The sequence below is a fragment of the Sporolactobacillus vineae DSM 21990 = SL153 genome (assembly GCF_000377985.1).
Lineage (GTDB): Bacteria > Bacillota > Bacilli > Bacillales > Sporolactobacillaceae > Sporolactobacillus > Sporolactobacillus vineae.
The window spans coordinates 45726-52150 of sequence record NZ_KB899052.1 but is presented as its reverse complement, the minus strand read 5'-3'; the positions used below and the strand labels follow the sequence as shown (position 1 = coordinate 52150).

Annotated in this window: 8 protein-coding genes and 1 pseudogene; 1 reads left to right on the top strand and 8 read right to left on the bottom strand. The window is 46.1% G+C overall.

Annotation, left to right across the window (positions count from 1 at the left end; genetic code table 11):
* From D889_RS0111670 to D889_RS0111635, 8 genes and pseudogenes are all read right to left on the bottom strand, one after another.
* On the bottom strand, positions 1-353 hold a 353-nt coding region (locus D889_RS0111670; RefSeq protein ID WP_018962356.1), incomplete at its 3' end, for a hypothetical protein.
* 163 nt (positions 354-516) lie between these two features.
* Positions 517-597: pseudogene (locus D889_RS15970) on the bottom strand (2-thiouracil desulfurase family protein); the annotation flags it as partial.
* An 84-nt stretch (positions 598-681) separates the two neighbouring features.
* A complete protein-coding gene (locus tag D889_RS0111665; protein WP_010632701.1) occupies positions 682-1176 on the bottom strand; it encodes a GNAT family N-acetyltransferase in 495 nt (164 codons plus the stop codon).
* Between the two features lie 45 nt (positions 1177-1221).
* Complete coding sequence (locus D889_RS0111660) at positions 1222-2442, bottom strand: MFS transporter (protein WP_081498665.1); 1221 nt, start codon at positions 2440-2442, stop codon at positions 1222-1224.
* A gap of 245 nt (positions 2443-2687) precedes the next feature.
* Positions 2688-3344 carry an ABC-2 transporter permease gene (locus tag D889_RS0111655; protein WP_248676836.1) on the bottom strand — a complete coding sequence of 219 codons (657 nt, stop codon included), beginning with the start codon at positions 3342-3344 and terminating at the stop codon, positions 2688-2690.
* Positions 3325-4191: an ABC transporter ATP-binding protein gene (locus tag D889_RS0111650; protein WP_010632704.1), complete on the bottom strand. Its 867-nt coding sequence runs from the start codon at positions 4189-4191 to the stop codon at positions 3325-3327. Before D889_RS0111650 ends, D889_RS0111655 begins: the two co-directional genes overlap by 20 nt.
* A complete protein-coding gene (locus D889_RS0111645; RefSeq protein ID WP_010632705.1) occupies positions 4188-4574 on the bottom strand; it encodes a GntR family transcriptional regulator in 387 nt (128 codons plus the stop codon). The genes D889_RS0111650 and D889_RS0111645 overlap by 4 nt, the downstream gene beginning before the upstream one ends.
* A 241-nt stretch (positions 4575-4815) precedes the next feature.
* A complete protein-coding gene (locus D889_RS0111635) occupies positions 4816-5508 on the bottom strand; it encodes an alpha/beta hydrolase (RefSeq protein ID WP_010632706.1) in 693 nt (230 codons plus the stop codon).
* Positions 5509-5643: 135 nt separating this feature from the next.
* Between D889_RS0111635 and D889_RS0111630 the strand changes: the two genes are divergently transcribed.
* On the top strand, positions 5644-6423 hold the full coding sequence (locus D889_RS0111630; RefSeq protein WP_010632707.1) for an alpha/beta fold hydrolase: 780 nt from the start codon (positions 5644-5646) through the stop codon (positions 6421-6423).
* Positions 6424-6425: the final 2 nt, after the last annotated feature.

The window sequence follows — 6425 nt, the reverse complement described above, 5'->3', positions numbered from 1 at the left end:
TGCTTACTTTCATTGTAACTGAAAATGGCGATCGGCAAAACAGGTTTTCGAAATTTCAGATAAATCATGCTGAAATAGATAAACATGCGTTCCGGGAATGTCTTCTGATAATAGTTCTGCGCTTCCAGATGGATGATCAGGATCAGGTCTTTGGCTGATTTCAGTTTCGTTTCGGCAATGACATCGGCCCGTTTCTTGTCCCCGTCGATCAGATCCGGAAACAGCTCTTCCGAAAGAAACTTTTTATAGGACAGATCGAGCTGATGGTAGATCTTCGGGAAAAACGCTTCGAGAAATTCATCCAAAAAAGTGTGCAGCAATTCCTTAAACATACGGTCATGATCAATGGACATATAACGTCCTCCTGAGGAGTTTTTTTGCGGGGCCAATAAAAGGGGTTGGGGCTTATTGAGGATAGTTTCATTGTAACTGAGGATGAAGTGAATTGTCTGTGACGGTTTTCTGAAAAAAACCGGCTTAAGCTGTCGCCGGAACGTGATACTTCACAATCCTGAACTGATTAATTCTTCTGTCAACGCAATGTGACCCATTATATCGCACTGGGAGTCCTGCAAGGCACGAACTCACAACAATCATGAATTTTCACCTTATTCTCAAAAAAGAGTACTGTTTCCTCTGCGCGTCCAATTTGCTCTGAGTGATCAGTCTGATTTCACTTTTCTACAGGAGCAGCCGGTAAGAATGTCCCAGTTTTGTTTTCTTATCACTTTTAAATCCGCAATTCTGAAAAAGTTTCCTTGAACCCGTATTATAATCATAGATATCCCGGACATAGAGCTCGGTCATGCCTTGCTCTTTTGCCCTCCGGATCAGTACCTGAACCACCTGAGTCCCGATTCCCTTTCCCCTGAAATTCGGGTTGCCGATGACAATGGGCAGATCATCAGGTTCCAATGTGACGTCACCGATCGGCAAGAATACACCAGCTCTGATGGCCTCGATATAATAGAGCTCACCATGATGATCCAGAAATCGGTACATCCGTAACAAAAGGGTAGGATCATATGGCTTACGATTAGGTCCGTCAACCAGGCGCAGAGTCTGAGGATCCTGATACCAGTCAAGTGCCCGCCCATCCACCTCATGAAACTTGTGCAACCTCAGGTGCTGATTGATAGCAATAAACTCGGGCTGCTTTTCCTTAAAAATATCCATTTTCTCACCAAGTTTCCCCTGATCTCTTTTACTTTGCGTCGCCCCTCAGTGCATTACTTGTTTAACTTTTTTCCCGACTGCCGGGCTCTGTTCAGGAATTAGCAGCCTCATTGCGGCCAACCCGAGAACCAGAAAACATAACACCGAAAAAATAATAGTGACCAGCGGCGAGAGAAACTGAAACATGACGCTGTACACCAGCATGCCAAGCGGCTGTAAGGACGTTGCTCCGGTGGTCAGAATGGTGAACACTCGCCCCTGATAGTTCGCTGGAATCGTTTCCTGCATATAGGTTGGAACCAGAACATTGATGTAGACTATCGCAATCGAATTAATCAGGTACACCAGACCGAAAATAGTTGTGGTCGCCCAGGAATTCAGCGAAACAAGCAACGGAATAATAAGCACGATTGCCGGCACGCCGACAAAGAAAATGGCACGGCTCGCAGCTTTTAACGCATTCTCTCCGAAAGTCTGTTTTGCAACGATCAAACCGCCGAGAACGAGTCCGACCGAAAAGATCGATTCAGTCAGGCTGTACTGGAGATTCTCAAGCCGCAGCACATGGATGATCAAGTAGGGAAAACCCATATTAAATAAGGAAGTAAAAAAATTAAACAGAGAGAAAATCAGGATCAGATAGAGAATCACTTTCCGCTGCCTTACATAGGCGAGCCCATGCTGCATCGATGACCAGACCGTTTCCTGCCGAATGGCGCCGTCCTTCTCTTCTGGAACCTCTATTAAATGAAAGCTCATCGTGCTGACGATCAGAATGACCAGCAGCTCAGAAACGATTTCAAAATAGATGAAAATCTGAAACGGAACGTATGCAAAGATCACACCGGCCACAATTGGGCCGACAATCTGGGCCAGCGCTGTGGACGACTGTTCCAGCGAATTGAGTTTCTGCAGGTAAGGTGCGTCGACCATTCTCGACGCGGCTGCTCGATAAGTCACGGAAAAGATGCGAATGTTCAGACCAATCGTAGCGACAATCAGCAGAATCAGCAGAAAACGTGTTTGTGTTAAATTGACAAAAGCAGCACTGTACATGAGCAGCATGACGACACAGCCGGTCTGGGTAATCATCATGACGCGCTTATTGTCAAAATGATCCGACACAAAACCGGTGATCGGTGCAAAAATCAAACCGATCAGCGGACCGATCAGCAGCGTGATCCCGAAATTCAAAGCTGATCCGGTCAACCGCAGGATATACAGACTGATCGCGAAATTGAACAGAGAGCTGCTGAAACTGCCGATAAAATCACTTGTGACCGCTTTTCGGAATCTGTTTCATAGACGCGCTTTTCAAAGACATCGCCGACATCACTTTTCTCTGGGAACTGTTTTTTCTTTGCGAAGTGATCCTCGCTTGTAGATTGCTGCTCTCATATTGACTGCAAAAGGCGAACACCTGAAGCGCAGAATTGCCTGACAAATCTTCCTTAACTACCTTTTAATCATAACGCTGTGTGTCAACGGATCCATCGGTCTGCGGACGGAGTTTACAAATCTTTTTTCTCATAAATCTTGATCGACGCGTACATGGAAACAAAAGTAATCACTACAGCAAATACGTACATCAATAAAATTTGACCCGTCTGCGAAACAGGCAGCGAAAAAGAAAAATGGATGCCAAGCGACTGATACCAGCGCAGGATTGGCCCGAGTGAAAACGGGATTAAGAAAGCTAAGCCGAAAAAGATCCACCTGACCACGTCAAAACCGAACTTGATCTGGCATGGGATGAGCACGCCGAAAAGAAGACTCACCATCAGGAAAGCTGCACCAACTGCATTCAGGTTCAATCCTGTCTTAAGGGACGGCAACAGAAACGATGCGACAATCTGGGCGAACAATATCCCGACGAAAGTGACAAAGACAAAAAGATACTTTGCTTCAATGAAGGTCCGCCGTGTATAAGGTGTCGCACATATGAATGCGGCACCGCGAGAGATGCTTTCAAACTTTGATACTTGCAGGTACGTTGCGATTTCAGTGATCATTATGAGATAAAAGGGCATGAGAAATAATAGCGAGTCGTCCTTTGTCTGACTGGCAATGACAATCGGTGCAGCCAGTGCGAACAAGACGAGAAAAAGCAGATACTTTTTCATCAGCATGAAGTCTTTGATCACCAGATTAATGAGCAATCTCAGCACCTCCCACATAAGCCAGCATAATATCTTCAATCGTCGGTCGCTCGAAGACGGCATCGGGCATCTCCTGACGCAGCGCCTCTTTCTGATGGGTCAGGCCCTCAAATCCATACGGTGTCTCCCGCAAAGTCAGAAACAGGGGACGCGTTCGTTCGTTGATCCACCGGCTGTCGCCTTTTATCCGCGCATGGTTATCCAGCAGCGTATCTTTTTCTTCATTTAAAAGGATCTTTCCGCCATCGATCAGAATCAGCATGTCCGCGACTTTATCCAGGTCGGAGGTGATGTGCGTGGAGAAAAACACGCTCTTCCCCTCCTCCTTCATGAAATCAAGCAAAATAGCCATCAATTCACTGCGCATCATCGGATCAAGTCCGCTCGTCGGCTCGTCCATGATTAACAGATCGGCGTGATGCGACAGGGCCAGCGCAACGGCGAATTTCATCCGCATGCCCGTGGACAAACTGGCAATCTTCTGATTCGGATTCAGCCCGAACCGCCCGATCCAATTGGAAAAGGTCTGCTCGTCCCAGCTGCTGTAGGCCGGAGCAATCACGTTCTTCATTTCTTTCACGGTCAGCATCCCATAGAAATAGCCTTCATCCAGCACAAATCCGATCCGGTTCTTAATTTGCTTCTCCTGACGATTCATCTCCATCCCGTCGAAACGAATACTTCCGGCTTCTGGATTGATCAACCCGAGAATGGATTTAATCGTTGTCGTTTTTCCCGCCCCGTTCACTCCGATGAAACCAGTGATACAGCCTTTTTGCAATGAAAAGGAAAGGCGGTCCAGGCTGAACTGATCGTACGTTTTCGTCAGATTGTTCACTTCCAGAATCGATGTCATGATTCGTCGTTCTCCTCCTCCATCAACAGATCCAGCATCGTGTGAAGCTCTTCCGGCTTGATGCCGAGCTGTCGTGCCAGGCGGCAGACTTCGGTCAATTGCTTCTCAACCATCCGCCGCTTCGATTCCAGGTACAGTTCCAGATTTTCCGGCGCGACAAAAGAGCCCTTGCCGACGCGGCTCAGAATGAATCCTTCAGCTTCGAGATCGGTATAAACTCTTTTTGTCGTCAGAACACTGACGTGCAGATCGTTGGCCAGCGCCCGGATTGAAGGCAGCTGCTGCCCCGCCTTCAACTCGCCGTTCAGGATCGCTGTCTTGATCTGTTCCTTGATCTGCTGATACAACGGCAGATCGGATGAATTTTTCAGAATGATACGCATCGTAAAAACCTCACACTGAATCATTGTGATTTCTGTGCATGTACTATATATACAATATGAGCAATATTAGTTTAGCCGAACTCTTTTGATTTGACAAGTGTCCATTTGATTTAACATTCTTAGGCGTTTGTATTCAAAAGGGGGTACAGAGTATGGGAAAGCGACTATGCGCTTTAGATTTTAAGACAGCAAACATCATAATGAATAGAGGAACTTTCGTAAAAGGAGTTCAGGTACAGGTCTAATGATGCTTTTCCAAAAATCGAGATACCCGTTGAATCACACGGTCACTCTCAGGACCCAGACAAATGTGATGCCTTGAAAGCGGAAGATAGTGAAGTTCCTTATCTTTTGATGCGACAACCCGAAAAATCCATTCAGAACTTTTCGGATCCACGGTTTCATCCATTTCGCCATGAATAAGACAGATCGGAACAGAAATCTGGCGGAATACGTTTTTTGCCTGACGGACAACCTTCTGAAACTGGAAGACATTATGGACAGGAATCGAGAAGATGGAAAATGAATTTATCGTTTGGTCTAAAGGTGATTGACTCGGCACTGAAGCATGAAAGAATTCCCTCAGCCTCTTACTTAACAGGTGAGGTGTCAGCACATATACCGCCGGAGAAAGTAAGACTAGTGTCGTGATCTTATATCGATCTGCCATGATTGATGCGATCATGGCCCCCATGGAAAATCCGATCAAGTGAACGTGTTTTTCTTCATCAATGGCACGTTTAATGATCGTCTCAATCATCTCCAGCCAGTCCATCGCAGTGGCCTTCTCCATTCGATTTTTGTCCATGCTGTGTCCGGACAATAAGGGGGTGATGATTTCGTAATCCATTTTCACCAGGGCGTGTGCCAATGGCTCAACTTCGTGAGGATTGCCCGCAAACCCATGAATAATAATGCATAACTCCCGCTGCATGACGGCACTCCTTTGGCGACATGAATCAATTTTAGTGGCGATTCTTTTCAATCGACATTCGGATACAGGCAGAGAAATCGGGGAAGATAATCATGATTTCCCACTTATAGTATGGACAGGCTGAGGTGATCAGATGTGCCTTTTTTAACGAACGGCGATTGCAGGCTTTATTATACGGTTCAGGGGCAAGGGACACCGATCCTCTTTATTCACCCCCCGCTGCTGACGCACTTCAATTTTTTCAATCAAACAAAAAAATTATCGGAATCCTTTCAGATCATCACCTTTGATATCCGCGGGCATGGCAGAAGTTCCTATTCCAGACAGCCTTTGACGTATCCGCTGATTGTCGAAGATATGAAGCGATTACTGGATCATCTAAAGATCCGAAGAGCATATATTTGCGGCTATTCTACGGGTGGTTCAATCGCTCTTGAATTTTTACTGTCCCATCCGGATCGCGTGTATGGCAGCATTCTGGTCAGCGGTCTTCCCGAGATCAGTGACCGCCCGTTAATCATTCAAATACATATGGCGATCACACTTATTCGTCTCAAAGCGATGCCGCTGTTATCCCTGCTTATATTTGGCGGAAATATGAATACCATGGCTTCATTCTGGAAAATGATGAGGGAGGGGCGAAAGGGAAGTCCCCAAAATATTGAACAGTATTATCGGTACAGTTTGTCCTATAACTGTACCGATCAGCTGGAAGACATCAAAACTCCTGTTTTGTTGATTTATGGCCGCAATGATCAGGGCTTTTTCCGTTACGCTCAGATCCTGCACGAAAAACTCCCTCATAATGAACTTAAGTGGATTCGGGATGTGAAGCATCAGATCCCAACGAAAGCAGCTGAAGAATTAAACAATCTGATCAGGCAGTTTGTCTGTGCACAAGATGGATCCAGATAAGC

Coding starts and splice junctions, on each gene's coding strand:
- D889_RS0111665 (WP_010632701.1), bottom strand. CDS start 1,176: ATGGATATTTTTAAGGAAAAGCAGCCCGAGTTTATTGCTATCAATCAG.
- D889_RS0111650 (WP_010632704.1), bottom strand. CDS start 4,191: ATGACATCGATTCTGGAAGTGAACAATCTGACGAAAACGTACGATCAG.
- D889_RS0111645 (WP_010632705.1), bottom strand. CDS start 4,574: ATGCGTATCATTCTGAAAAATTCATCCGATCTGCCGTTGTATCAGCAG.
- D889_RS0111635 (WP_010632706.1), bottom strand. CDS start 5,508: ATGCAGCGGGAGTTATGCATTATTATTCATGGGTTTGCGGGCAATCCT.